A 26337-nucleotide genomic window follows, 5' to 3' on the forward strand; every position below is an offset into this window, starting at 1 on the left:
CGAGCTGGACTCCCGGTTGGACTAGTCTAAACCACATGCTGAAACCCCGGCAATGCAATCGTCCAGCACGAGTCAGCGAAGGCTACCAGCTGGTCCGCGCAGCCAAGGAGCCGCCTCATCACAACGGCTGGTTGATGGAGACTCGATCCCCCTCGCTCCGTACTGCCTCATTGGCATAATATGCCAATTCCCGTTATAGTGACCGTGCCTCAACCGCTTCGGAACAACGAGCATGCCCACGCGCAACGTAGTGCTCAGCCATCACCAACACGATCTCGTTGAAACGCTGGTGCAATCCGGCCGCTACCAGAATGCCAGCGAAGTGCTGCGAGAGGGGCTGCGTCTGATCGAGGAACGCGAACGCATCGAAGCGGCCAAGCTCAAGGCGCTCCAGCAGGCGGCCCGCCAGGGCTGGGAAGACGTGGCTGCCGGACGCTACACCGACATCGCCAATGACCAGTTGGAAGACTTCATCGGGCAATTGGGCCAGCGGGCCGCTCGCCAGGTACAGACGGCAGGTTGATGGTCGGGTATCGGCTCTCTGCCGCGGCACAGTCCGACATCCTCGACATTCTGGCCTGGTCGCAAGCGCAGTTCGGCGAGGTCGCGCGCGGGCGATACGAAGCCCTGATCGTCGCAGCACTCCGCGATATCGCCACGCAACCGGATCGTCCTGGCAGTCTCGAACGCCCCGAACTCGGCACCGCGGTACGGTCCTGGCACCTGCGCCTGAGTCGAGAGCACGCCCGCACCGAGCTCGGGATCGTGCAGCATCCCCGGCATTTTCTGATCTACCGCCTGCACTCCGACGTGATCGTCATTGGCCGGGTTCTGCACGAGGCCATGGAACTGGCGCGCCATCTGGACCCCCAGACCTCCTGGGAATAGCCGGCTGGTAAGCGTCCAGTCCGCCTGCAGCCAGCATGGCGCGAGGTCGCGCTCCTCCAAGCGGCTCAATACACCGACGCAAAGCGCGATCATTCTCGGCCCATGCGGAGTTTCGTGCGGCCGCAGGCCGCCCCTAACCCTGTCCACGTCAGAGCGCAACGTCGCCCTCGATCTCCTCATCTGGATCAACGCCACTGCCGCCATGCGCTTGCATGGCGTGGATCAGCGCTTTCGGAAGCCGCCGGACGCGCTTGCCATGCCGGATATCCCGGGCCAGTACACCCAGGAATGCTTGGATGGCCGGATCTTCGTGTTCGCCCCTCGCACGACTGATCACGACCCGGCCGTCGTCGTACACATCGAACGCTACGGCATCACCGCACCCCACCCCCAGCACCTGCCGAACCGCTCGCGGAAGGGTGAGTCGCCCCGTCGCAGTGACAGTGGCCTGTTCATGAATGATCGGCATGGTCACGCTCCGCAACATCGCGCAGACCCACACTACACCCTCATCGTGAGACCAATCACCCGGGGCTGTGAGGGCGACGAGGGATACCACCGGGACCAGGAGGAGTTCCGGCTGCGGCTGGCAACACCCCGGGAGAGGCATGTGTTAAAACCTATGCACTTTTTCATTTTGGCCGAGGTTTTCTATCAGATGTCGGCACCCCAGGTCTCCCAGCGGGAACGAGTCCTCTCGCTGCTGAAAGGCCGCGGGATGATGCGTCTGCGCGAGTTCGGCGACGCCGGGATTACGGCTGCAACCGTCTCACGGCTGGAACGGGATGGCGCGATCACGCGGCTGGCCCGGGGCCTGTACCGGCTCACCGACGCGGAACTCGGCCAGCAGCACTCGCTGGCGGAGGTGGCCAAACTGATCCCTAGGGGCGTCATCTGCCTGACCTCGGCGCTGGCCTTCCACGGCCTGACCGATCAGCTCCCCACCCACGTCTGGGTGGCGCTGAGCAAGAAGGACTGGCGCCCTCGCATTGCCTATCCCGCCGTGCGGATCGTCCGCTTCCCGCCCAAACTGCTGACGACCAACGTCGAATATCACATGATCGGGCAGACCCCGGTCCCGATCTATGGTGTCATCAAGACGATCGTCGATCTGTTCCGCTACCGTCGCGTGATCGGGACAGCAGTGGTCATCAAAGCAATGCGCGAAACACTGCGTCAACGTAAGGCCACGCCTGCTGAGATCGCCCAACTCGCCGGGCAGGCAGGCGCATGGAAAGCCATGGCCCCGTACCTGACGGTGTTAGCTGCACATGGCTAGACCTAGACCACGATCGGCCAGAAGCGGACGCATCACCTCGAGCTAGGTCCGCTCCAAATAGACTTGCTACGGCGTCTGGTCGTCGAACGCGGACGGTTCAGTAGGTGGGCTTGTGCAACTCGTTTCCCACGCCAGGATAAGTGCTGATCGACCCGTTGGCGGCCACGCGCACCACCGCAGTCGTGTGCCAGTACTGAGTAGACCGACTGCTGGTGCCGGAATCGGTCTGGCGCAGGATTACCAGAAGCAACAAGTCGGCTTGCTTTGCCGTCAGGTATCGGCGGACGAAATCAGTATTGCACAGCAGTCTGGCGCCGGTGCTTCGTCCTACATCGCCTCGATCGGCGACTTGGCACCAAACCGGGGCTTGGACGACATTCACGCCCGCGGCATCGACCCAAGTTCGAGCGAACGGATCGCTAGGTGTGAGCTGCCCGAAGCGGATCGCGTCTCTCGATAGCCTTGCCCGATGCGCGGCCCCCGTAACACCCAGAACATCCGCTCCGTCGATCCCGGACGATTCTTGAGGCTGGACAATCCACGGCCGATACAGTTCATGCGAGCTGCCATAGCGACCTTCAGCCTCCTCGTCACTTTCCACGTGCGGCAAGAACGCCTGAAATGGCTCTAATTTCGCCAGGCGCGCAGCGGCCTTGTCCGCTGCCTTGGCCGACACCAGCGCCGATTGGACGTGCACCCCGACGCCATCCACTGAACTCCAGTCGCCGTCGACAACCAGCCATTCCCCTAGCGCCTCGCCAATGCCCAGCACCGCCCACAACTTGCCCAAATCGGCCGTCAATCCAACTCCCTCGGGGCCGATCTCACGCAGGTTGATTCGCGTTTCCAAAGGCCGCCAATCGGTGCCGTCGGCAAGCCACAGGCCGTCTTCGCTCGTCAGCGTCCAGCGATCCAGCCACGCCTCGAAAGGCTGATCTTCGTCATACGGCGTCTGCACGATCGGGTGTGCAGCCAGATATTGCCCGGCTACGGCAAGGAAGCCATGCCAACACAGTTGCTCACCGTAGGTGTGGTACTCGTCGGTAATCTCGCCACGTCCCTGCCGCTGGTTTTGTGCGCGCCCGGCCAGGTCATACATGTGGGTGATCTGCGTGTCGTGTGCTCGCACCCAGCGGTTGATGCTGTCGCGGGTCTGCCACTTGGGCTGACCGAACAGCCGACTCAGATTGGATACGTCGTACTTGTCGAAGTCGTACTCTAAGTGGAGTTCCTTGGCGGGGACCGACGCGCCAGCAGGTCGCGACTCCGCAAACGAATATTGCGGGTAGTCGCGAGACGTGATCGGGGCGAACAACGAACAGTTCACCTCCTGCAAGGCCTTCGATTCGGCCCGCCTCAAGCTCAAGATCCCTGCCCGCTCGCACGCCACGAGCGCGGCCTTGGCGAAGTGCTGCCTAAGAACGTGCGGGCCATCCCGGCCCAGGGCGATACGCAACAGCCATTTGGAATGACGTGCAATAACCGCGGGCGCGTCCAGTGCGATGCGCGCCATGGCGATTAACAGCCAAAGTTGGGCGTGCAGATAGAAGAAAGGCAGTTCCTTGGCGCTGAATGGCCCAGCATCCTTCGTGTCGAAGTGACTGGCCACCGCATCGAGGACGTCGTCTCGCCCCAACCGTACCGCCGTTCTGAGGCTATGGGCAGCCATCCAGCGGCGATCGGCCTTCGGCGCCCCCAGCCCGAACCAGATCAGTCCGGCGGCCACTTCCACAGGATCTTCCTCCGGATACAGGCCCTCTTCCCAAGCGCCTTCCGTAACTAGGGGGGCCAGTTTCGCCGCCCCGCCGCGCAGCAGCCGATGAAGCGCTTTCTGGCCTGTGCCTGGTTCGGCCTTCGAATTGAAGTACGCGGCGAAGGCCAGCCAAACCGAGGCTGGCACTTCCGTGTTCGGTAGGGAAAATTCCCTAAGAAGTTCCATCGTCAGCGCATGTCGATCTGCGCCGGTAAGTTCTGCTAGTTCCTTGAGGTGCCAGCCGGACAGGCTGCCAGCGGAGACAAACTCCCCTGCATTGGCCCGGATGACCAGCTCAGCGCTGGCCTTGAGCGCTTTGGGCACAGCGGTCGATGCCCCAGACCAGCTGGCCTTGCATTGACCAAGTTCGTGGAGCTTGTCGTAAAGGTCGAGGGATTCTTGCCGAGCAATTATTTCGATGTAACGCGCCCATCCTGCAAACGGAACCCGCGCCCGCAAAACGTCCAGGACATCGCGCTCCAGACGCCGCCATTGTGACGCACCATCGAAGTCCACAAGCACTTGGGCAACCGCGGCCTCATCCTGTGGATCAATGGCTTCGGCCCGCGCTTTGGCGGCAGCCACATGAGCGTCCTCTTCCGCCTGCCTTTCCTCCCGGCCGGGTGCGGGTGTGGAAACGCGCCAATTATTCAGGTCATTGTACTCGTGCGTCGTGGACTCAATGGTTTCGGCTGCCAAGGTAAGCCGCGGATAGGCCTCACAAGTGTCGCCCAAGAATCGCTTTGCAAGGCGCGCTAGGGCCAAAGGTGCCTTTGCCCCAAATGACGATGGATTGTTTTGTTCGTACTGGCGAATCAATTCGTGCACGATCGCTGGCGAAGGCGCGGGAGACAACGCTTCCAAGGTTTCGATCAGGTGCTCTGTGCCACAGATGTACAGTTCTGCAGAATCACAAACGCGCAACATGGTCAGCGCGATTTCTGGTTCGATCTTTTCTGCATCAAGCAGGGCCTTGATGTAGGGCAACAGGGTGTAATCCAGTGAAATCCTTTCTCGGTCTTCCCAACGACAAAGTCGTGCCAGACCCTTAACGCCCGCCGCCCGCGCGAGCGCCGAACCGTATCCGGCCCAGTTGAACTTGTATTCTTCGCCCAGGTTCAGGTCACAGATGTTGGACAGTGTGTGGCTGTCTTCATCGGCGAGCACGCTACCACGGAGCGAGCTGGCGAAATGCATCAATTCGTTGACGAACTCCCAGTCGCCCGAACCGATCGCGTCCATCTGTTCGAGGCCGCTTCGGAAGTAGTCCACTGCTTCGTCTTTGCTCGCGGGCGAGATCGCCCTCGACAGCCTCGCGTACAACGAGGCCCTTCGAGTCACCTCATCCTCGCGCTCAATGGCATCGCGCACCCTCAGGGACGCCGCTCCCGCAAGAACGTGGCAGCGAGCCCGGCTCGCCAGGATGTCAATGATCTCGATGACGTTGGACGGAGGCGCCACGCCGGGACTGCTTACCCGCTCTACGAATTCGCCCACCTCCACAAGATCCATGTCGGGGCTGGCACCCAATACCAAGGTAATCAGGCGCTCCCCGACCACATCGTGTTGGCGCTGGGCCGCGGCACCTCCCGAGTGGTAGTCGTTCTTGCACCGAAGCTCGCTCCACACTGCGATCAACGGGGCCAATCGCCCGTTGCTCCGACCGCTCGCGTCAATGGCTTTCGCGAAGGCTGTCGCAACTCGCTCCCAAGCGCTCAGGCGGCTGTCAATGATCGCTCCGCTGAACTTTTTGTCTCATAGCTCAGGCGCCGAGTCGCTTCGGGCTCGCTGCTCGCTTTCTGGTGGCTGTCCTGCAGTGCCTTCTTCAGGGCGTCTCGGAAGTCATTACCCTTCAATGCTCCCGGGAGGGTGGCAGAAATTTCGGCCAATTCCCTGGGCAGAAGATGCCTTTCCTCCGGAACCAGACCCTGAGCTAGGCAGCCCAAGACTTGGATGGCGATGTAGGGATAGATATCCCCCGTCCAGTACTCGTCCATGAAAGTGTGCAGTGCCGGGATCGGCAGCTTGGCGGCTGCTGAGATCTTGATGGACTCATCGCGCATGCCCAGCACCATCGCGACAGTTGCGGCCCGCAGCATGCCGCGAATAATCGGACGCTCATGGGGGCGATAGTGTTGCTCGCCGTAGTTGGCCTTGTGGCAGGTCTTCGCCAGCGCAGCGACGAGTTCGCACTGCAACGGCGCATCGCCGTCTGCCTGTGCAATGGCGGCCGCGAGTATTCCTGGTTTTATGGCCTTTGAGGTCAGGAATTGACGCACTGCGGCGGCGGCAATCAGCCCTTTTGCCTGAGCAGCCCTGATGAAGGCAAACAGGTGTGTGGCGACCTCGTAGCCAAACCAGTCATACCAGCTCGCCATTTCATGGGCAGCCGCTTCGCCTTCTCCCCGCGCCAACAGGCACAGAGGCAGGGACGCCATGTCCAGGGCCGTCGGTCCATGTTTGCGGGCACGGCCTTCATCGTCCTGGTCGAAATAGTGTCGCTGCCACTCGTAAACGCGTTGCGCGTGGCGATGTGCGTCAGCCAGGTCTCCAGTGAGGACATGTGCAATCGCCAGCCGTGCGTGGCGCGTCCCCGGCCAGTCGGTCCGCGCCTCGAACAGGCGCCGCAACGAATCCACATCGCCCGCGTTGACCGTCAGATCCGGGTGGTCCAGCAAATATTGGGTTCCGCGTTGATTGACGGATGTGATGGTCGACAGCTCAACCAGTAATCGAACTAGGTGCTCGATCTCATCGTGTTGTGCGGCGTAAGCCACCGCGGCACGAATTCTGGCCTGACGAATGGCCTGTTTTCCGGCGGCACTGGTGAGCGTCGCCGGGAGCCTGTCGTCGAATGCAAGATCGAACAACTGCTGGCCATCGCCCAACTGTTGCAGCAGCTCAGGGAGCGTGGTCGCAGCATAAAGCGACTTTGCCTGCATGCCATTGAGGTTTAGGGCCAACATGCGCAGCGTTTCCTTGTCCGCGGCGTAGGTCTCGCGAATCAGTGTCTCAGTCGGCTCATCCCGAAACATCAATCCGTGCTTGGTTTGCTCCAGCAAGGGCGCCAGATCGGCCGCAAAGCTGTTGACCGCCCCCTCCGACACTCCGTTAACTTCGGAGAACTCTTGAATGGGAACCGGCGGTGGAAGCGTGGCCAAGCCGGCTAGGAACGACCTCACCTCCGAATCTTGGTAGCCCTGTCTCCGTGCTTCCCCTAAGGCATCGTCGATTCGCTTGCGAAGCAAGTCATCAAGCTCGATAACCTTCTCAAACTCGGTTGGAGCCAAAAGTCCAGGATCGTCCTTCGCCAAGTGTTCGAGCACGCGCGCATTGCCTCGGGACCGTGATTGCGCGACCTGCAGCTTGGCCTCGGTAAGTCCGTCAACGCGCGGGCGCAGATAGCCTCGGGTTTCGTCCAAGGTAAAAGGACGCAGTTCCACCTCCTCGCATGGAATTGCCCCCGTGGCCTTTTCTCGCCGATGAGTACGTGAACTGACGATGATCTGGACACCAGGGATGGCTCCCGCGATACCAATCTGCTCCACCAGCAGCTTGGGAAACGCGGTCTCGCCACGGAACGTTGCGTGCTCGCTGGCGTTGTCGATGGCATCGACGAGGAGCACGAGCTGACGACCCGGATCCGCCCTGCGTCCGGTCTCGGCGGCCTGGGCGAGCCGGGAACAAAAGATCCGAATCAACTCGTCGTCGCGATTGGGGCCAGGCAACAGCGGATCGCACAACCCTTGGCAGGCAAGCAGATTTGCTATGTGAATGAGCCCTCGCTGCGGCAAGTGTCGGGCGTCGCTCGGCGCCCGATACTGGCCACTGCCGAAGCAATCAAACAGCACTACTTCATGATCTGCTGCCAGTCGGCTCGCCAAAGAACGCATAAACACGGTCTTCCCCACCCCGGCGTCGGCATGGACGATCAGTGGGCGGGTCAAGCCAGGAACGCTTTTGGCGACGTCGGCAAGCTGCAAACGCTCGACGATCTCCCCGACCTCCGGAAAGCTCGCCGGGCACGGCAATAGATCGTCCTCGTGCGCGACTTCCAGCGCCGTCAGAATGTCAGCCCGCGTGATGACATTGCGGTCCTGGGCAATCAAGCTCGCCTTGGTGCGGGCGAGGTTGCATAGCAAGTTCAACCGCAGTCGTGCCAACGAGTCTCGAGCTGGAGACCAATCCGCGACGGCAATAGCCAGCTGCTGCTTGTGCGTTGTCAGGTCACCGACAACACCGGTGATCTGAAGGCGAGAGACGAACTCGGCCAGATCCTTGCCCCGCAGCTTGCACGCCACTTGCAACTGCTGGGCCTGTGCTTTAACCACTCCGTGCATGGGTAGTCCCTTGCTAACCGCCTGGATCGCCTGTGTAAGTTCCGGATGAATCGGACGATTGGTGACGAGTTCGAAACGCAAACGGCTTCTTGCCTTGGCGGTGCCATGGTCGCGCTTGAGCGCGCGATAGGTTTTGGCGAACTTCGCAATGGTGTACTTGGCATCCGTGGCACGGAAAGGCTTATTCTCCGACGCTTTCGAGTACTTGACCTGCACGACGACAACTCGCGTCGCTCCCTTGAATGATGCGTAGCGGCCGTAGTACAGGACGGCATCCGCGATCTCCGTGGCTTCCTTGGCGGCCTTGTCACCGGGCGAAAAGCCTTCGATAGCAATGCCGACGAAGGCGTCCCTAGGAAGCAATAAGCCCAGACTCTTGCGCGCTACCCACGCCTCGTGGAATTCATGTCCGTCCCGGGACGCTCGTACACTGTCGACGCGAATGTGAGAATTTGCCACTTAGTTTCAATCCAAAATGGTGGATGCAGATACTGCACTACGCACAATGCAGAATCTAATTTTTTCGAACAAGATTGAGGCGGATTCCTCGACCTATCAGCGAAATTTACGGGCTTACATTAGCTCAGGCATCTGCCCCCGAAATAGTCATTCCCAAACGCTATTCCGCTATCGGGAGCAGGCTACTATTATTATTCAGAGACTAGGTATCTAATCTTTGTTCGCGGAGGTTGGTACACACGATTTCGCTAACTTCAAGGATTGTGCTCGATATCACAGTCTCCAGGGGCGTTCGCGCCCCCAATCGCTTCATTGATCTGGAAAAAGCCCAATAGATTTCCCAAGCATCAATCTCGTCCGCAAGGGATAATACGGTAAGAGTCAACAGATACTTGGTTGCATCCAACTGCCAACTAGGAATCCGGTATCCCCGGTCATCCAGGGAAAGCGCAAGCAGTCGTCTGGCCTTGATATCCCCAAGGATTTGTTCGCAAGACTTCTTTGCAAGCACGGCGTACGCCGACAGTGGAAGGTTGTGCGGTGCTTCGTAAGCCTCCAGCCTATCGCGGTCTGATGGCGGCAACCGTACTGCCGAAGAGCCCGAAACAGAAATGGCGGATCCCTTCACCACATCTGGAGCGCTAGGAGGAACTACGATAACCATCGTGCCGCCCTCCAAGTAAAGGATCCGGGCGATCTGCTCCTTTTCTGCATCTCGCGAAGCAACCGTAGATCCCAATATCGACGCACTCGTCACAGCGGCGGCGCCTTGCTCCATCTGATCCAAACGATCAGCCCAGTCCTGCATCATGCGCCGGCGCTGCTCAATGTACTCGGCGTGGTTGTATGCCGCCCCGCCGCCTTCAGCATCCGCATGCGACAGTTGGGCGTCTATCCAGGCCTTGGGGTAGCCGTATTCGTTCAACGCGGTGGCAATGGTGGCGCGGATGCCGTGACTGGTCAGGCGCCCCTTGAACCCCAATGATTCGAGTGCCTGGTTCAGCGTGTTCTCGCTGATCGGCTTCTTTACATCGCCGCGTTGCGACAGGAGGTGGCGCTGACCCGGTCGTACGAAGCCAAGCAGCTGGCGTACGACTTCAAGAGCCTGAGTCGATAAGGGGACGACGTAAGGCGGCACGTCCTGCGACCGCTTGCCTTGCTTGCGTATCGTCAGTTGCAGCTGTTTTACAAGCTCTGCAGGAACAGTCCAGAGCCTTCGCTCCAGATCGAACTGATCCGGCGTCGCGGATCGCAATTCGCCCGTGCGTACGCCTGTCAGCAGCAGCAGACGCAAGCCAAGTCGAATCTGCTGATGGCCCCGATAGCCAAGTAGTTCCTGCAGAAGCAGCGGCAACTCCTCCACTCGCAGGAAGGGATTGTGGACAACTGGCACCCTCGGCAGGGCAACGGCATCCAGATCCAGCGCGGGATTGCGCTCGAGTCCCGGGAACTTGACCATGGCAAACCGGAAGAGCTGCCGGAGCCAGAGCCGGCACTTCTGGGCAATGGTGAGTGCACCGCGAGCTTCAATTTTTGCCAGCACGGCGACAAGATCGCTTCGGCTGATGTCGTAGATCGACTGCTTCCTGAGCGTTGGCAGGATGTCTTTCCGGAAGATCCGCTGGATCTGCACCAGGCTGCCTTGGCGCTTGGGTTTCAGGCTGAGGCGACGATGCTCGACCCAGATGTCGAAGACAGCCTGGAAGACCTGTTCTTCCGCCAGGTGCCGGACCAGTCGTTCGTGCTTGCGATGCTCCTGGGGATTCACCCCACTGGCCACCAGAGCCCGGGCAGCCTCCCTACGGGTTCGTGCCTCCTTGAGGCTGACCTCCGGGTAGGTTCCCAAGGACATGCGTCGCTGCTTGCCTAGCCAAGGGTATCGGAAATGCCAGCTCTTGCTGCCATTGGCGGCCACATTCAGCGCCAGCCCGCGGCCATCGCCGAGGGTGTAGGCCTTGCCGGTGGCCCGGGCCTGCCGGACCGCGATGTCCCTGAGCGGCATGGCGCCCGTTCCTGACCCAAGTCGGAAACGAAGATCCTAGCGCTGCCGGCCAGCGACACCCAAGCGAGTCCATCGCTCTCAGCCCTTGAAAAAAGGTCAAAAAAATGGACTCAAAATGACTGGCTGTCGGTGGATTTCGGTAGACGTCCCTGGAACGTCGCAGCCACGAAAAAGGGGCCTAAGCCCCTGATTGGCCTCTGATTCGCAGCACTCCATGGACGTCAGTGGCGCTCCATGGCCTTCAGTGGATTTGAGCGGGTGATGCGAATCGAATCCAACTCCTATGTGGTTGAGTTGGAACGCTTTTCCCGCTAGTCCGCGCAGCGCTTGGACTGACGCTTGGACTTAGTCTAGCCGGCTTCACAAAGCTGGGCAACGCAGACGTTCCACCGGGGGCCAACGACGGCTACCGACAGCCAGTGTCAGGGCTCCCACGCTGCCAAGCGGACCGCCGCAGACGGTGCCGCGACAGTCTCGGAGAAGTTAACGCTATTATGGACAATCTTCATACGTTTTGCCCAAAATAGAAACATGCCTCGCAAACCTCCCGTCGTTTTCCCACAGGAGCAACGTCTGCTCTCCGACCTGGGCGAGAGGCTGCGCTTGGCCCGCTTACGGCGCAAGCTGAGCAACGCCGTCGTGGCGCAGCGGGCGGGTATCTCACGGACCACCGTATACAAGGTGGAAGCCGGCGACCCGGGTGCGACGCTGGGTTCTTACGTCCGGGTGTTGGCCGTGCTCGGTCTGGAGGAGGACCTGCAAGCGCTTGCCGCCGACGACAGGGTTGGACGGAAGCTCCAGGACCTGGCCCTGGCACCACCGCCCGCACGCCGATTGCGCGCCACCGGCAAGCGCACCAGCTCAGCCCTACCGCCCGACACGAAGTCCATGCCGTGACTCTGTCGAAAACCAGGCTGGAGGCCTGGCTCGACTTGGTAGCGCCCGGCGCGGACATTCCGCAGGCCAAGCTGATAGCGGCAGCCGCCGAAAGCCTGTTCGGCGTAGCGCCGTAGCTCGGCTGCCGTGGCCGGCATCTGCCTGGCATCGCTGCGCCTGGCGCCCCATGCGATCAAGCCGGAGGGGTCGGCTACGCTCGCGTCCACCCGCTTGGCAATTCCATTTCGATCTATCAGCAGACCCAACGGGTCTGCAACAGGTGAGATCGACCCGGTGCCAGGCATCACTTGCGACGACAGGACCGGATTTCGTCCCTCGATAGATCGCAAGTAGCACACAGTATTCGGAACGAGACTTGTCAAGCACGGCGGCTCACTGGACGCTCACGACCATGACAGTGGTGTGACCTGCCGCCTGTCGCCGTGACGATCCGCATCGTCACCACCAGCGCAGTCACCCTCCGCCAGCCCGCCATCGGCGGACGTGGCTGTTGGCAGTTCACATGCTACGCCCAGAGGGGTCGAAGGGTAACTCCCTCTCTTCGTGCGGCTGAACACCCTCCGGCAATGTGGCCCGTTACCCGACCACGCCGGTCTCAGGATATCGACGCATCAGCCTTGAGCTGGGCGCAGAGGAGCCTTCGATGAGGTAGCGGCAGCACGGAGACAGCCACATGCAACGGAACTCACTTTCGGCCGTGTACTACCGGCCTATTGATGCCGCGATCCGATGGGCCGGGCTGTTCCGGTTTCGGGAGGACATCCTGGCCGGTGTGCGATCACGGACGCTTCCGGCAACCCTGGATTGCCCGCATTGCAACGAGCTGCGCCTTTACTCCGATCGCATCTACGACGCGATCTTCCACGGCGAGCTGCCCTACGGCCAGAACGGCATCACGATGCACGACGAGTCGCTTTGGGACTCCCCCGACCTCACCATTCGCCATGTCGACCTGAAGCGGTGGATGCTTCACACCTATCCCGAGCAGCGTCCGCCCTTTCTCTTCTCGCGCTCCGAGCGCATTGCCCACCCGGTCATCACCATCGAAGCCGGCCGTGCCCTGCTGGTGGAACGCGAAGTGCTGAAATCACAACTTGACCTGTGCCGCCATCAGTTGCGGACGCTGCAGGAACAGATGAAAAAGCAGGATGCTCCGGTTGCGTCCTGCGCACCTTGTCCGCTCAGCGATCGGTCCGAGTCGACTTACCTGAACGTCATCGGCGCGATGCTCGATGTCATGCTCGGCCGCACCCCATCCGGCGTACCGTACTCACGCTTCACCAGCCAGGAGGCGGTGATCAGCGCGCTGATCGCGCACCATGGATCCCTGATGGGTATCACCGAACGCACCTTGCAGTCGAAGTTCGCCCAGGCACGCCGCAAGTTGCGCGCGGCGCACTAGCGCAAACGCAAGCCCGTATCTGCGGTCGCGGAAACCGCATTTGCGGTGTTCATCCCCGGCAAGGACTAATCAACTACGGATCACCCTAACAAGCGCTCCTGAGCGCTAAGGAGTGATCCCCATGACGGAGGACCAATCCCTTCCGCTGCCGGCGGGCGAGCGCCGCATCCTTCGCCGCGACGAGGTTGAGGCAAAGACCGGATTCAAGCGCGCGCACATCTACAACCTGATGCGGGCCGGCAAGTTCCCGCAGGCCATTCGTCTCGGGATTCGCGCAGTCGGTTGGGACTCGCACGAAGTCGAGCAATGGATCGCTGAACGCCGCAACCAGCGCGTCTAGCCCCGTCCTTCACCTACGCGACGAGGAATCAGACGATGCTGGTCATCTCCATCATTTCCACCAAGGGCGGCGTCGGCAAGACCACGACGACCGCGAACCTGGGCGGGTTCGCCGCCGACGCAGGGCTGCGCGTCCTGCTGGTCGACCTGGACGTCCAGCCGACGCTTTCGAGCTATTACCCGCTCGCGCATCGCGCACCGAGCGGGATCTACGAATTGCTGGCCTTCAACGAGCGCGACCTGGAACAGTTGGTTTCCCGGACGTACATCGATCGGCTCGACGTGGTGCTCTCCAACGACGACAAGGGGCAGTTGAACACGCTGCTGCTCCATGCGCCCGATGGGCGCCTGCGGCTCCGGCATCTGCTCCCCACCTTCCAGGCGAGCTACGACCTGGTGCTGCTCGACACGCAGGGAGCGCGCAGCGCGCTCCTGGAGATGGCCGTCCTGGCCTCCGACATGGCGCTGTCGCCGGTGACGCCGGAAATCCTCGCGGCCCGAGAGTTGCGGCGAGGGACGCTGCAGCTGATCGAGGACATCGCGCCTTACCGGCATCTGGGCATCAAGCCGCCCCATCTGAGCCTGCTGCTCAACCGCGTGCATCCGGTGTCGGCCAACGCCCGCGTGATCCAGCAGGCATTGCGCCAGATATTCGACGGGCGCAGCGACGTGCGCGTGCTGGACACCGCCGTTCCGGCGATCGAAGCCTATCCGCGCGCGGCGACGCAGGGACTGCCCGTGCATCGGGTGGAGAACCGGCGCCCCACCGGACGCAGCGCACCAAGCGCGCTGGAGACGATCCGCGCGGTCGCGTGCGAGCTGCTGCCGCATTGGCAGGCGGCCTTCAGCCAGGTAGACGGGAAGGCGCCGCGGGAGACAGGCCATGTCCAGCGCCCATGACCTGACGCGCGGGCACAAGCAGCTTCGCGGCCTGATCGCCTTCGCGCTGCGCGAGGGCTGGGAGGTGGTACGCACGCCCGGCGGCCACCTGAAGTTCACGAAGCCGGGCCTGCCGCCCATCTATACCTGCTCCACGGCCAGCGACCACCGGGCCGCGCGCAACGCGCGAGCCCAGCTGCGGCGTGCCGATCGGCAGGCCAGCGAGCCAGGAGACGGCCATGGCTGAGCTGACGCCGGCCGACATGGCCTCGAAGCTGCTGGCCGAGGGCTTCCAACGGCAAGGCCCCGCCGCACGGACACTGAGCGATCCCATCGCGGACACGCCCATGGTCGTGACGCTCGACGAGCTGCGCCCCTACGAGTTGGATCCGCGCATCACCCGCAATCCGCTGTACGACGAAATCAAGGCGTCGATCCGTGAGCGTGGCCTGGACGCGCCGCCACCGATCACCCGACGTCCCGACGCCGACCACTACATCATCCGCAATGGTGGCAACACGCGGCTGGCGATCCTGCGCGAGCTGTGGTCGGAGACGAAGGACGAGCGCTTCTTCCGCATCTCCTGTTTGTTCCGCCCCTGGCCCGAACGCGGCGAAATCATCGCACTCACCGGTCACCTGGCCGAGAACGAACTACATGGCGGCCTCACGTTCATCGAACGTGCGTTGGGCATCGAAAAAGCACGCGAGCTGTATGAGCAGGAGAACAGCAAACCGCTGTCGCAGTCCGAACTCGCCCGCCGCCTTGCTGCCGACGGCTATCCGATCCAGCAATCGCACATCAGTCGCATGCAAGACACCGTGCGCTACCTGCTGCCCGCGATCCCCAACATCCTCTATGGTGGGCTCGGCCGACATCAAGCCGAGCGGCTGGCCGTCCTTCGCAAGGCCGCCGAATGGGCTTGGGAGACGCGGGCACAGGGCAAGGCGCTGCCGACCGATTTCACTACGCTGTTCCATGAAGTCCTGGCGCAGTTCGATACCCGGCCCGACGCCTTCACCGCCCAACGCGTCCAGGACGAACTGATCGGCCAGATGTCGGACCTGCTGGGCATCGACTACAACGCGCTGGAACTGGATATCGTCAATGTCGAAAGCCGGCAGCGCGCCGTGACCAGTCCGCCGAGCTTGCCTACTGAACCTTCGACGCCGGAGCCTGCCTCCATGTCGGCCACGCCGCCGCTCAGGCTCCAACCCCTAGCGGGAACTCATCAGGCGGCCGACGTCACGAAGGAGAGCCAATCCCAGCCCGCCATCAGGCAGGCCCAGCCACCCAAGGCTCCATCGGCGGCCCCTTCGACGCACGCGCCATCCGAAGGCGACGAAGAACACCGACTGCAAGGCCACATCGTCTCGCCCGCGGCAAGCACTGAGCGGTTGCAGGCGATCCAGCAACTGGTCGCGGAACATACCGGCGAGGATCGTCCCGACTTCCGAGACAGCGTGCTACGGGCAATTCCCGTCCAAGCCGGCGGCCTGTTTCCCATCTCTGACGTCTGGTACATCGAACCGGGGCTGGATACGCCTGACGGACTGCGCACACACATCGCGCAGTTCGCCCATGAGATCGCCGGAGAGGCGCAGCTTGCCAACCGCATTGAGGCAACCGACGCGGGCGTCGGCTTCACGTGTCACCTCGATGACCCTTCCTCGTTGCCGACATTCGGTCGAACCGTCCTGGCGCTACTGCATGCCCTGAGCCAGCGCCAGGGCGCCGAACGGCCGCCTCAGCCGCTGGACTTGGAAGCGACACTCGGTGCGCTGTTGTTAGGAAGCGCGCTCGGCACGGCGGACATACCCCGTCTCAGCGACACCGGACTGGTCAAGCTCTTTCGCCTGCTCCGGTTGGCACGTCGCCTGATGGACCTGGACGCCGATACGACCAGCGGCTCCACGACCTGAGCAGCGGACCGGAGGCGATCATGTCGGCACCCCATCCCTTGAACCAAGCTGTCGTCGCCCAGGCACTACACGACCTGCGCAACGGCCAGCTGCGCCGCTGCCTGGCGATGGGGTTCGGAGAGCGCGAACTGGACGTGCTCAAACAACCGGCGCTGGTCGCGCTGCTCGCCAATGCGCGGGTGCCCTGGTGCTCGGTCAAGGTGAACACGGACATGCTATGGCGGCTGGTCAGCCAGATGCACGACATCGAGCACGAGATCAACACCGTCGATCGCATGCTCCGGCTGGGCGCCAGCACCGAGATGGTCAGCAAGTTCTTCGGTCTTACCCATCAGGAGGTCGCGCTGCGCCGTGAAATCCTGGGGCTGCCAAAGCGCAAGGGTCGGCACCCGGTCCTGAACGAAGAACAGGAAACAGCGCTGTGGCGCCAGTGGAAGCCCGCCCTCGACGAACGCGGCATCGCCCTGAACGATGAAACGACGATGCTGACATTGACCATGGACCTGGCCGAGTCGCTGTCATTACCCATGTCCGTGATCTGGGCCGCGATACGGAGCTGGATCGATCAAGGGCTGGTGTAGGTCCATGGTGACGCCTGGATCCAGCACGACTGGTCCCGTATCGCTATCGACCTTGCTCGACGGCGCATTGGGGCGCCTGGAAGCGGCACGCACCGGAACCGGCACGAGCACGCCGCAAGATGGCTTCCTGTTCAGCGGGAACCGACACGAAGCGGTGCCGCGGGGCCTGTTTTTCGACCGCCGGCTTACCCCGCTGGAACGCAACGCCTGGCAGGTGTGCCGCCTGATGCTCAACGACGATGGCCTGACTGCGTGGCCGACCTACGAGCAGTTGCGCCCGTGGCTGACATCAATGCCCTGTGCGCCGAAGGCTTCCCACGAGACCGTCGCACGTGCCCTGACAGTGCTGAGGCTCACGCGCTGGCTCAGCCTGGTGCGACGCCGCCGCGACGCCAGGAGCGGCCGCATCCTCGGTAACCTCTACGTGCTCCACGACGAACCACTGAGCCCGTTCGAGGCGATGCAGCTCGATTCGGGCTACCTGGAACTGGTCAGCCATGCGCTGACCCATGCGAGCAAGGCGATCCAGCGCGTGGGGCAACAGGCACTGCGGGAAGTGGCCGGCGATCCGCTGATCAACGGCCACGTGCTGCCGACCCGTCTCCAGGTACTGGCACAGCGCATGTCCCGGCAGGTCGAAGGCGAACCTCAGACTTATCCACAGGACGACACCGACCACGAATCCGAAGAAGGCTTCGCGGCCCTTCTTCGGAGCCGATCACAGCTTGCTTCGGATTCCGAAGCAGGCCCGGAAGCCAGCAAAACCGACCTCCTTCGGAATCCGAAGCAGGACCGTACTGAAGTACTCAGTATCAAAGAAGTACGTACAGTACCGCGCGCGTTGCAGCACCTTCGCCTCCCGGAACGATTCCAGCAGATGAAGCATGAGCAACAGGCCGGAGCCTTGGTGGCCCTGCAGCGGGTCGATGCCGAACAGCGCCAGTCGGTGCTCGATGAGTGGAACGCGCGTTGCCGGGGCAGCACGGTGCGCAACCCCGCCGGTTACCTGTTCGGCATCATCCAGAAGGCCATCCGCGGTGAGTTCAAAGCTTGGGCCGGACAGGGCGACACCAGGAGTCCGCCAGCGGCGACTCAACCGATCGCGCGTCCACCGAAGGCCGCCAGCCCCGACGTGGTTCGCGCCCACCTTGCGCACCTGCGTTCGATGCTGGACAAGTCCTGATCGAGCGGATGTCCTTGGCGCTCCATGGCGCTATCCCCTGGGGATAGTTGCAGCAGGAAGCCTTCTCGCCAGCCGTTGCCAGAACCAAGCCCAATGTTGACGCGCTGACGTCGAGCCCTGTCCGACTGGATTTCCTTGGCCTTCCATAGCGCTATCCCCTGGGGATAGTTGCGACAGGAAGCCTTCCGCAGGCTTCCCAAACCGGCATCGTGCTCGTTCGATTTGTTGACTGACGGCCTTCCCGCGCGCCGGGATGCTGGCGGCTCGTTCATCACCCGCGAGTCGTCCTCATGGCAAACGAACCCCTGCAACTCAATCTCGGATCGCTGCGTAGCGCCATGTCGCTCACGCTGCACACGCATCACGCCTCGCGCATCTGGCATGGTCGCGCACCGTCGGAAGGACGGGCGGGCATCGTCGGGCTGAACGGCTACATCGCGGTCATGAACAAGATGAAGCGCGGCGCCGAGCAGGACGACCCGTATTCGGACTGGTGGATGCTTCGGATCGAGGAGAAGCTCACGCAGACCAAGGCCAGCCTGCAGGCGCTGCGCGAACAGGTCGACCAAGCGCTATCGGATGTGCCGCCCGCCTTGTCGTTGGGGGAGAACCTCAACGTGCAGCCGGTGAAGCTGCCCCTGTTCGTGAACGCGCAACTGGGCTTCATGGCGGTCTATCTGCTGGCGGACTACGACGACCTGGCCCGGAAGCTGATCCTGGCCCACCACACCGCGTTGATCGATCGTTCGACGCTGGAACGCTGGCTCAACGAAGGCGCCCACGCGCTGCGCAGCCTCTTCTCGCTGGCCCAGCAATACCGCTACTCGGGCTGCACCCGCGACGACTTCGCCGCCAAGAACGCCGCGGCGCGTGCTGCCCTCGAGAAGTACGGAGAACTGCCGCAGGACGTGCTCGAAGGCACGCGGCGCTCGCGCTACGCCCCGCCCATCGCGCGGCGCTCTCCCTTGTCGTCCTCGCCCCGCCGCCAGGCGATGGAGGACGGTCAAGCTGCGCACGAAGTCGACGACGGTCAGCCAAGCGCAGAACCGAGCGCGGCCGACGAGGGTGAGCCGGCATGAAGCCCGCGACCGACGCCAGCGCTCCCCGGCGCTTCTTCAGCCTGGAACAGACTGACTTCCAGCAACTGGAACACGCAGCCTCTCTAAAGGGCCTTTTACAGCCTTTTAAGGGTAAGGGACCTCTCCAGGACTGGGCCAGCCGGTGTCACGCGATGCGGGATGCGCTGATCGAACTGGCGCAGCGGCGCGTGCTGGCGCAGGCCGGCACTTATCCCTTCCGCCTGCTGCCCATTCAACTGGCCCAGCAGACCACTGGCGCAGGCACCGTCTTCCTGCGCTGGCGCAGGCAGGACCGCTCCGCAATGGGCGTGGCCCTGTGGCAGGAATTGATGGAGAGCCCGGCCACGCCGGACACCTTGATCGACGACCTGTTCGCGATGGAGGTCCAGCGCGTCGTGCTGAACATGCAGATCAGCCTGCTGCATACGCTCGGACGACAGGCTCTCGAATGCGCCAGCAAGCTCGATCTGGCGCACGAGGTTTACCAGCGCCGCAACGGGGCCAGCACGGCCCGAAGCGCGTCCAACGGCGCCACCCGCACCTGATCCGACACCACCCCCAAGACCTGCGCCAACCATCGGTAGCGCCGGTCATCCCACCCACCCAAGGAGTCCAAACATGAGCACGCATTTCGTTGGCGAAGGCAACATCGGTTCTGCGCCTGACTACCGGGAGTTCCCGAACGGCAACGAGGAACCGCGCAGGCTGCTGCGCCTGAACGTCTACTTCGACAATCCGATCCCGACCAAGGATGGCTACGAGGACCGCGGCGGCTACTGGGCGCCGGTCGAGCTGTGGCATCGCGACGCCGAGCACTGGCGGACCCTGTACCAGAAGGGGATGCGTGTGCTGGTCGAGGGCCGCACGGTCAAGGACGAGTGGGAAGACGCCGAGGAGAACGAGCGCACCACGTTCAAGATCGAAGCGCGCCGCGTCGGCATCCTGCCGTTCCGCGTGGAGTCGGTGAAGCTCAGCGCCAAGCCGGCCGGCACCGACTCGGATTCGGGCTCGGACTCCACATGAAACCTGGTGGAGCGGCGATCCGTTCGCCGATCGCTGCTCCGCTTCCTCGCCGCATCCAGCCGCCGGCTATCCCCAGGGGATAGCTCCACTGACGTCCATGGAGCGCTGCGCCGCCAATGCAGACGCTCCTGGTACAGCGCAGGCCGTCGCGCTATTGCGGCAATCCATGCCGGCAACCTGCCTGCGCCAGCGCGCGACTTCCGGGCGCTGCGCCAGCGTCCGCAAAGCGGGAGTCTGCGGTTTCCACGTTGTTTGCTGCCACAAACGAGTCTGCCGGGAATGCTGAGGGCCATTCGATGACCGTCACGCACACCCAGGAGGCTTCATGCGCTTGTTTCTGTGCGAGAAGCCGTCCCAAGGCAAGGACATCGCCCGCGTGCTGGGCGCCAGCCAGCGCGGCACCGGCTGCTACAGCGGCGCGGGCACCGTCGTCACCTGGTGCATCGGCCACCTTGTCGAGGCCGTTCCGCCCGAAGGCTATGACGAGCGCTACAAGCGCTGGTCCATCGAACAGCTACCCATCATCCCCGATCGCTGGCGCGTCGAGCCCAAGGCCGCGACCGCCACGCAGTTCAAGACCGTCAAGCAACTGATCGGCCAGGCCACCGAGCTGGTGATTGCCACCGACGCCGACCGCGAAGGCGAAATGATCGCCCGCGAGATCATCGACCTGTGCAGCTACCGGGGGCCGATTCAGCGGCTATGGCTGTCAGCGCTCAACGATGCGTCGATCCGCAAGGCACTCGGCGCGCTGAAGCCTTCCGGCGAGACATTGCCGCTGTACTACTCGGCCCTGGCGAGATCCAGGGCGGACTGGCTGGTGGGGATGAATCTCAGCCGGCTGTTTACCGTGCTCGGTCGACAAGCTGGCTACAACGGCGTGTTGTCGGTCGGCCGCGTCCAGACACCGACGCTGAAGATGGTGGTGGATCGCGACCGCGAGATCGCGCGTTTCGTCTCCGTTCCGTTCTGGCCCATCGACGTCTCGCTAACCCATGCGGGCCAGATTTTCACGGCAAGCTGGACGGCGCCGAAGGGCTGCACCGATGAGGCAGGCCGCTGCCTGCAGCAGCCCGTGGCGCAGCAGGCGGTCGCCAGCATGCGCGCCGCCGGCAGTGCCCGGGTGGCGTCGGTCGGGACCGAACGCATGCGCGAAGGTCCGCCGCTGCCGTTCGATCTGAGCACACTCCAGGAAGTGTGTTCCAAACAGCTGGGGCTCGATGTGCAGGAGACCCTGAACATCGCGCAATCTCTTTACGAGGTACACAAGGCAACGACTTATCCACGGCCGGACTGCGGCTACCTGCCCGAGAGCATGCTGGCTGAAGTACCGACCGTGCTCGACAGTCTGGTCAAGACCGATCCGAGCCTTCGCCCGCTGGTCGCCCGGCTTGACCGCAGCCAACGCTCGCGCGCGTGGAACGACGCCAAGGTCACCGCGCACCACGGAATCATTCCCACGCTCGAACCGATCGACCTGTCGGCGCTGAACGACAAGGAATTGGCTTTGTACCGGCTCATCCGCGCCCGCTATCTCGCGCAGTTCCTGCCGTTTCATGAGTTCGACCGCACCGTGGCCCAGCTGACTTGCGCCGGACAATCGCTCGTGGCGGTGGGCAAGCAGATCATCGTCCCCGGATGGCATCAGGCGCTGGCGGCGCCGGAACCGCATGATGCGGACAATGAGGACACGCAGCGCAGCCAGGTGTTGCCGGCGTTGCACACCGGCCTGTTCTGTCCGATCGGCGCCGTCGATCTGAAGACACTGAAGACCCTGCCGCCCAAGCCGTATACCCAAGGCGAGTTGGTCAGGGCCATGAAGTCCGTCGCCAAGCTGGTCACCGATCCGCGGCTGGCACAGAAGCTCAAGGATACGACCGGCATCGGCACGGAGGCCACGCGCGCCAACATCATCAGCGGCCTGCTGGGCCGTGGCTATCTGCTGAAGAAGGGGCGCGCGATCCGCGCGTCCGACGCGGCTTTCACCCTGATAGACGCCGTGCCCGCAGCGATTGCCGATCCCGGCACAACAGCGGTGTGGGAGCAGGCACTGGACGTGATCGAAGCCGGGCAGATGACGCTGGACACGTTCATCGCCAAGCAATCTGCCTGGGTTACCCAGCTCGTGCAGCAGTACCGCGCTGCAACGCTTCCCATCAAGCTGCCGCCTGCACCGGCCTGTCCGCAGTGCGGTTCGCCAATGCGCCAGCGCAGCGGCAAGAGCGGCGCCTTCTGGTCCTGCAGCTGGTATCCGGACTGCAAGGGCACGATGGCTGTCGAATCCTCGGCCGGCAAGCGCAGCGCGCCGCGCAAACGGCGTACCTCACCCAAGGCGTCCTGACGCTCTCGAACCCTGCGCCACGTCGGCCGCGCCAGCGGCGGCGAGGCCCGTTTCCCGCGCACCCCGCGGGACATCCCTAGCGCGCGTCACCTTCTGCGACGGTGTGCGCGTCCCGCCGCGCCCCCAAGGCCCGCGGGACGAGAAGGCCCTTGCTCCCCGAATCGCGTTCGACGCCATTCCACTGATCCGTGTTCTTCCGCCTCTCCCGAGAGGTCCCCCGAGGATTTGCCGGCATCCGTTGCCCAGCGAGTCCTCGGGAGACCCCTCGGGTCGACGGTAATCGATGCCGGTGCCCGCCGGTGGAACAACGGGCTCCGTTTGTGCACGGATGTGTGCCGAACGATTTCGACCCCAGCCACGACATGGGTCGGGTGTGATTGCTGATGCAGCGACAGGCTCCACCGACGGCCAGATCCCTGCGACAGCCCACGGGTGGCTTCTTCCTTCGCAGCCGAAGGCGCTAGCCGCCTTCGGCGTCTTCTTCCCGCTTTCCTGAGCTACGGCCCCGGCACACCGAGCCTTCGCTCTCCCGAGCAGGAGACCCCAAACACCACCTCGCTTCCCAGCCCCGACGTCGCCGCACGACAGCGGCGTCGCCGACCGGCAATCGGGGGAGCGATGAATGCCGATTTCCGCATGACGCGCCCACGCGCGCGGCCAATCCTGCGCACATGTGTCGCTGACGTCCGTCAGCACCACGCCAGCAGCCCCGGTCTTCAAGGCTGCGATGCGGTTCCCCGCACCGACCGAACCAGTCCGCCTCGCATCGTTTTGCGGACGAGCGTCTTCCCCCGACGCCGATGCTTTCACCTCCACCCCACGGGAGTTCCATACCCGTCGGGATATGGCCTCCCGGTCCTCAACCAGGAGAAGCCATGTCCCTTGGATCCACACCGGCGTCACTGAACGCCGCAAACGCCCGAGCCGAGTCCATCGGCTATCTCGCCCTGGCCTACACGGGCAAGCGCCTGCCGCTGCGGATACGCCACAGCGCCGCGGGTCACTACATCGGCACAGCCGATGACGACGGTCCCGTCTCCCGGGAGTCCGCTGAGTACTTCCGTTCCCGGCACGCCGCAGATCGCGCCCTGGCAACCGGGCGTTGGCAGCAGCGTCTCGAACCCTGATTCCAACTCTCCCTCCGGAGTACCGTCATGAACTCGTCTCTTCCGTCCGACGTACTTGATCAGATCGTGCTGGAACAACAGCACTTCACCGACGCGCCCCAGGCTTTCTTCGAGGCTTGGAAGCGTGGCGCCAGGATCGCCGGCGCCGAATGGTTCGGCGACGGCACGCGCGAGGGCCTGCAAAAAGCCACCACCAAGTGGGACCTGCGTCCGAACCTGCTGATGATCAGCGACGCCCTGGGCGTCCTGAGCGGCGGGCAGCGGATGTTCCTCGCCGCAATGGTGAGCTTCTACAACAGCCACGAAGGCGGAGCGATGCTCAAACGCTGCGGCTTCGAGGGCCTGTCCGACCTCGGCGGCCTCGATCTGCAGCGACGCAAGGTTATCGCCGACCTGACGCTGCACTACACCGGCTGGTGAACCTCATCCGGCAAGCCAGCAGCTTTCTCTTTTCCAACCCCACGAGGGACATGCGTCCCCGTTCGGGGCCATGTCCCTCCTTCTTTTCCCAGGAGCGACCATGTCCCGAATCCCTTCCATCGCCGTCGTCCTTGAAGGCGGCCTCGTCCAAACCGTCATCGTCCAGGATTGGTCCGGTGCGATCCCGCATCCGCGGATCGTGATCGTCGACTACGACACCGAAGGTGCCGACGACGACGAGATCACTCAATTCTCCATCGGCAGCGAGCAGACCGAGGCGGTCTGCCGCATCGAAACGCCGGAAGTGTACGAATCCCTCAAGGATGCGCTGTCGCCCAAAGCCGTACTCACGGCGCTGGGCGCGACCGACGATGGCGAGAAACCCTCGCCAGCCCTGGTGCTCGCCCGTGAAGTGCGCCAGAGCATCCTCGACCTCGATGCCCGGCTCGACCGCCTGGAGCAGGTGCCGACCGGCGACGACTACAACGCGCTGTACCAGCTCGCCAACGGCGGCTTGATCGATCTGTTGAAGGCCCTGGGCGATCCCACGGACTTCGGCGACTGATCCTTGCCGGCCTTTCACCGCCCGGAGCCTTCGTGGCCTCGGGCTTCTCCCTGCGGATGCCATCGTCCGCAGGGGCGTGGCTCCGCGCTTTCATCCCAAGGAGCCACCATGGCCAACAACTACTACGACGCCACCGGCGTCCTGATGCTCGAAAGGGTCACACCCGTCATCACCGCGCTGTTCGACGGTTTCAATCTGGATGCGTCCTATCCTGGCAACGGACAGACCTACATTGCGCGCATATCCGAATCCAACGACCCGCAATGGGACGACGTACTGGAGGCGCTGACCGACCTCGCTACCGTGCTCGATCTTCCGGTCCCGGACGAGGAAGACCCGTCGATGGCAATGATCCTTGAAGTGCTGGCCCCGCACTTCGGCGCAGATCAGAACCTGGAGCTGCAGAACCTCATCGAACATCATCGGTTCGAGGATTCCGCGGACCTGGACGCATTGCTGCTCATCGCCTCGTGCTTCAACGACGGCCATAACCTGGCCGCCATCCAGTTCGAGGGCTGCTGGCATTGCAGCAAGCCACGCCTGTTCGAGTTCGGCGGCGAGGGTTGCTTCCTCAGCCGTGAGCTGAACGTGTTCAGTAGTTCCCGCCAGGCACTGGACCTGGGGCTGGATCTGCACCAGGCGCTTCTTGCTGACGACCTCGATAAGGCCGCCGCCAGGATCGCCAAAGAGACGCAGACGCTGCTTGCAGGCATCAGCGAGGAATCAATTCGCGAACGCCTGCGCAGGCGTGTGATCGAGCAACTGCTCGGTGATCCACCGTCACCTGTGCCGGCCTGACCGGACGCCACTTCTATCGACCCGCTGGGGAATCTATCCCCAGCCGGGGATGGACCCAGCCATACTCTGCTGGAGCGAATCCCATGTCTACCATCGACAACCCCTTCGCCCGCGGGTATCTGAACCCGCGCATCGTTCGTACCCTCCTCATCACGCATGAGGAGGACTGCCCGCCGGTTTGGCGACCCTTGCACGCCAGCCAGGCGTACCTGCCCGACGATCAGGTCGCGCTGTTTCCCTGCCTGATCGGCAAGGATTTCGCGCTGATCACCGAAGGGCAGGAAGTGCCTGAAGAGCTGGAATCCCAATGTCCGACCGAGGGCATCGTGCGCGCGGTGGTCTACGCCGTCGCTGCGGACGACTTCGACGGCCAGCCCGTGCACGTGGGCGACACGTACTCCGAGGAAGCTGCGCGCGAGGTCGTGCGACGCCTGAAGTTCGAGACGGGCTACTACAGCCGGTGCTGGGAAATCAGTTTCGCGCACATCACCGAGGAGGCAGGCCGCTATCTGGCTGATCTGGCCGATCTTGCGACCCCGAGCCGCTTCCTGTTCGTCGCATTCCGCATCCCCTACAGCCCGGCGATCGGCGTAAAGCTGATCGCCACGCCCTGGACCGACGAGAACCTGCAACTGGTCGACGGCACCACCGCCGAACGACTGCGACAGGAGCATCGGAAGAAGGGTATGCCGGAATGCCTCGTCGAGGTGCTTCATCTGGCCGCGCTGGCCGACGTCCGCATGCTGGTGTTCGACGCCGATGCGCCTGTGCTGGACGGCCTGCCGCTGTACGAAGACGAGTGAACCCTGAGCCCCCATGCCGGGGCTCTTTCTTTTCCGGAACCCGGTACTGGCGAAGTTCCGATTCCCCGGCGATTCCAGGCATGCACTCCTTCAGGCTGTCTGCATGTTCGCTGGCGTTGCCGGCAGCATGCCCAGGCAGTCGAGACCTTCAGGACTGCGGCGCGGCTTGCCGTGCTGGTCGTTTCCTCATCCCCGGACGCGCTTCGCGTCCATCACGCAACCCACAAGGGACGATCCTCCCTTGCGGGCGGGAGTCC

The 26337-nt window shown here is 63.2% G+C and carries 24 protein-coding genes; 20 read left to right on the forward strand and 4 right to left on the reverse strand.

Features of this window, described 5'->3' with window-relative positions; translation table 11 throughout:
• The first annotated feature begins 232 nt into the window (after window positions 1-232).
• Both AAG688_RS14225 and AAG688_RS14230 read left to right on the forward strand, forming a co-directional pair.
• Window positions 233-523, forward strand: coding sequence for a type II toxin-antitoxin system ParD family antitoxin (locus AAG688_RS14225; protein ID WP_411832891.1), 291 nt, complete (start codon window positions 233-235; stop codon window positions 521-523).
• The gene (locus AAG688_RS14230) at window positions 520-888 is read left to right on the forward strand and encodes a type II toxin-antitoxin system RelE/ParE family toxin (RefSeq protein WP_411832892.1); all 369 of its coding nucleotides are present in this window, start codon (window positions 520-522) and stop codon (window positions 886-888) included. The genes AAG688_RS14225 and AAG688_RS14230 overlap by 4 nt, the downstream gene beginning before the upstream one ends.
• Before the next feature lie 148 nt (window positions 889-1036).
• Here the strand turns inward: AAG688_RS14230 and AAG688_RS14235 are convergent, their stop codons facing one another.
• Window positions 1037-1357 carry a type II toxin-antitoxin system PrlF family antitoxin gene (locus tag AAG688_RS14235; protein ID WP_411832893.1) on the reverse strand — a complete coding sequence of 107 codons (321 nt, stop codon included), beginning with the start codon at window positions 1355-1357 and terminating at the stop codon, window positions 1037-1039.
• Window positions 1358-1402: 45 nt separating this feature from the next.
• Here AAG688_RS14235 and AAG688_RS14240 point away from each other — a divergent pair, with 45 nt between their 5' ends.
• Window positions 1403-2167, forward strand: a complete 765-nt coding sequence (locus AAG688_RS14240) for a type IV toxin-antitoxin system AbiEi family antitoxin domain-containing protein (protein WP_411832894.1) — start codon at window positions 1403-1405, stop codon at window positions 2165-2167.
• A 97-nt stretch (window positions 2168-2264) separates the two neighbouring features.
• Here the strand turns inward: AAG688_RS14240 and AAG688_RS14245 are convergent, their stop codons facing one another.
• The 3 genes from AAG688_RS14245 to AAG688_RS14255 form a co-directional block, all read right to left on the reverse strand.
• A complete protein-coding gene (locus AAG688_RS14245; RefSeq protein WP_411832895.1) occupies window positions 2265-5567 on the reverse strand; it encodes a hypothetical protein in 3303 nt (1100 codons plus the stop codon).
• A 68-nt stretch (window positions 5568-5635) separates the two neighbouring features.
• The gene (locus AAG688_RS14250; RefSeq protein WP_411832896.1) at window positions 5636-8719 is read right to left on the reverse strand and encodes an NACHT domain-containing protein; all 3084 of its coding nucleotides are present in this window, start codon (window positions 8717-8719) and stop codon (window positions 5636-5638) included.
• Window positions 8720-8921: 202 nt separating this feature from the next.
• Window positions 8922-10721 (reverse strand): tyrosine-type recombinase/integrase, encoded by a 1800-nt coding sequence (locus AAG688_RS14255; RefSeq protein ID WP_411832897.1) that lies wholly within the window; start codon window positions 10719-10721, stop codon window positions 8922-8924.
• Between the two features lie 531 nt (window positions 10722-11252).
• Here AAG688_RS14255 and AAG688_RS14260 point away from each other — a divergent pair.
• From AAG688_RS14260 to AAG688_RS14340, 17 genes are all read left to right on the forward strand, one after another.
• Window positions 11253-11618 (forward strand): helix-turn-helix domain-containing protein, encoded by a 366-nt coding sequence (locus tag AAG688_RS14260; protein ID WP_024889552.1) that lies wholly within the window; start codon window positions 11253-11255, stop codon window positions 11616-11618.
• 673 nt (window positions 11619-12291) lie between these two features.
• Window positions 12292-13020: a hypothetical protein gene (locus tag AAG688_RS14265; RefSeq protein ID WP_024889551.1), complete on the forward strand. Its 729-nt coding sequence runs from the start codon at window positions 12292-12294 to the stop codon at window positions 13018-13020.
• A gap of 121 nt (window positions 13021-13141) precedes the next feature.
• Window positions 13142-13360, forward strand: coding sequence for an AlpA family transcriptional regulator (locus AAG688_RS14270; protein ID WP_024889550.1), 219 nt, complete (start codon window positions 13142-13144; stop codon window positions 13358-13360).
• A 35-nt stretch (window positions 13361-13395) separates the two neighbouring features.
• Window positions 13396-14259 (forward strand): ParA family protein, encoded by an 864-nt coding sequence (locus AAG688_RS14275; protein ID WP_024889549.1) that lies wholly within the window; start codon window positions 13396-13398, stop codon window positions 14257-14259.
• Window positions 14243-14485 carry a type II toxin-antitoxin system HicA family toxin gene (locus AAG688_RS14280; protein WP_024889548.1) on the forward strand — a complete coding sequence of 81 codons (243 nt, stop codon included), beginning with the start codon at window positions 14243-14245 and terminating at the stop codon, window positions 14483-14485. The genes AAG688_RS14275 and AAG688_RS14280 overlap by 17 nt, the downstream gene beginning before the upstream one ends.
• Window positions 14478-16160, forward strand: a complete 1683-nt coding sequence (locus AAG688_RS14285; protein WP_024889547.1) for a ParB family protein — start codon at window positions 14478-14480, stop codon at window positions 16158-16160. The genes AAG688_RS14280 and AAG688_RS14285 overlap by 8 nt, the downstream gene beginning before the upstream one ends.
• 20 nt (window positions 16161-16180) lie before the next feature.
• Entirely contained in the window at window positions 16181-16741 is a 561-nt protein-coding gene (locus tag AAG688_RS14290) for a DUF2857 domain-containing protein (protein WP_024889546.1), read from the forward strand.
• A 4-nt stretch (window positions 16742-16745) separates the two neighbouring features.
• Entirely contained in the window at window positions 16746-17924 is a 1179-nt protein-coding gene (locus tag AAG688_RS14295; protein WP_411832898.1) for an STY4528 family pathogenicity island replication protein, read from the forward strand.
• 290 nt (window positions 17925-18214) lie between these two features.
• Entirely contained in the window at window positions 18215-19003 is a 789-nt protein-coding gene (locus tag AAG688_RS14300) for a PFL_4669 family integrating conjugative element protein (RefSeq protein WP_024889544.1), read from the forward strand.
• Entirely contained in the window at window positions 19000-19548 is a 549-nt protein-coding gene (locus tag AAG688_RS14305) for a DUF3158 family protein (protein WP_024889543.1), read from the forward strand. The genes AAG688_RS14300 and AAG688_RS14305 overlap by 4 nt, the downstream gene beginning before the upstream one ends.
• Window positions 19549-19621: 73 nt before the next feature.
• Entirely contained in the window at window positions 19622-20026 is a 405-nt protein-coding gene (locus AAG688_RS14310) for a single-stranded DNA-binding protein (protein ID WP_024889542.1), read from the forward strand.
• Between the two features lie 325 nt (window positions 20027-20351).
• Window positions 20352-22367 (forward strand): DNA topoisomerase III, encoded by a 2016-nt coding sequence (locus AAG688_RS14315; RefSeq protein ID WP_024889541.1) that lies wholly within the window; start codon window positions 20352-20354, stop codon window positions 22365-22367.
• Between the two features lie 875 nt (window positions 22368-23242).
• Window positions 23243-23494: a hypothetical protein gene (locus tag AAG688_RS14320; RefSeq protein WP_081770066.1), complete on the forward strand. Its 252-nt coding sequence runs from the start codon at window positions 23243-23245 to the stop codon at window positions 23492-23494.
• A 27-nt stretch (window positions 23495-23521) separates the two neighbouring features.
• The gene (locus AAG688_RS14325; RefSeq protein WP_024889540.1) at window positions 23522-23914 is read left to right on the forward strand and encodes a hypothetical protein; all 393 of its coding nucleotides are present in this window, start codon (window positions 23522-23524) and stop codon (window positions 23912-23914) included.
• Between the two features lie 100 nt (window positions 23915-24014).
• Window positions 24015-24479: a hypothetical protein gene (locus AAG688_RS14330; RefSeq protein ID WP_024889539.1), complete on the forward strand. Its 465-nt coding sequence runs from the start codon at window positions 24015-24017 to the stop codon at window positions 24477-24479.
• 108 nt (window positions 24480-24587) lie between these two features.
• Window positions 24588-25277, forward strand: a complete 690-nt coding sequence (locus tag AAG688_RS14335; RefSeq protein WP_024889538.1) for a hypothetical protein — start codon at window positions 24588-24590, stop codon at window positions 25275-25277.
• An 83-nt stretch (window positions 25278-25360) separates the two neighbouring features.
• On the forward strand, window positions 25361-26080 hold the full coding sequence (locus AAG688_RS14340; RefSeq protein WP_286586733.1) for an ABC transporter substrate-binding protein: 720 nt from the start codon (window positions 25361-25363) through the stop codon (window positions 26078-26080).
• Window positions 26081-26337: the final 257 nt, after the last annotated feature.

Origin of the sequence: Pseudoxanthomonas mexicana (assembly GCF_046736355.1) — a bacterium.
In the GTDB taxonomy this organism is placed as follows: Bacteria; Pseudomonadota; Gammaproteobacteria; order Xanthomonadales; family Xanthomonadaceae; genus Pseudoxanthomonas_A; species Pseudoxanthomonas_A mexicana_B.